The organism is Rhizobium ecuadorense, from assembly GCF_001187535.1.
In the GTDB taxonomy this organism is placed as follows: domain Bacteria; phylum Pseudomonadota; class Alphaproteobacteria; order Rhizobiales; family Rhizobiaceae; genus Rhizobium; species Rhizobium ecuadorense.
This window is the reverse complement of record NZ_LFIO01001204.1, coordinates 1-273: the sequence shown is the minus strand read 5'-3', so window position 1 is coordinate 273 and position 273 is coordinate 1. Positions and strand designations below refer to the sequence as shown.

Sequence of the window (273 nt, the reverse complement as noted above, 5' to 3'; positions counted from 1 at the left end):
TTGAGCACGGTCGATATCCAACCGGAAACCTTCATCTGGGTCGCGGCGGAAGCCTCGGTAACACGCGATCTCCGCGCCTATCTGCTGGAACGAGGTTGCCCGCTCGGCTGGATCAAGGCATCCGGCTATTGGGTGTTCGGCAAGGCCGACACGACTGAGAAATTCGGCTAGGGGTCATTCCACAGATTCCATTGGTGACGCGCGCTCACTCACTTCGCTCCGGATTTTATGATCCGAAGCGATCCGATGGATGTGAAGGGGTATGAATTGAGC

General features: G+C 56.8%; 1 protein-coding gene. It reads left to right on the top strand.

Annotated features, from left to right (window positions below):
* Nucleotides 1–171, top strand: a 171-nt coding sequence (locus AF337_RS40850; RefSeq protein WP_160320349.1) for an SIP domain-containing protein, incomplete at its 5' end; no start/stop codon positions are given.
* Between the last annotated feature and the right edge of the window lie 102 nt (nucleotides 172–273).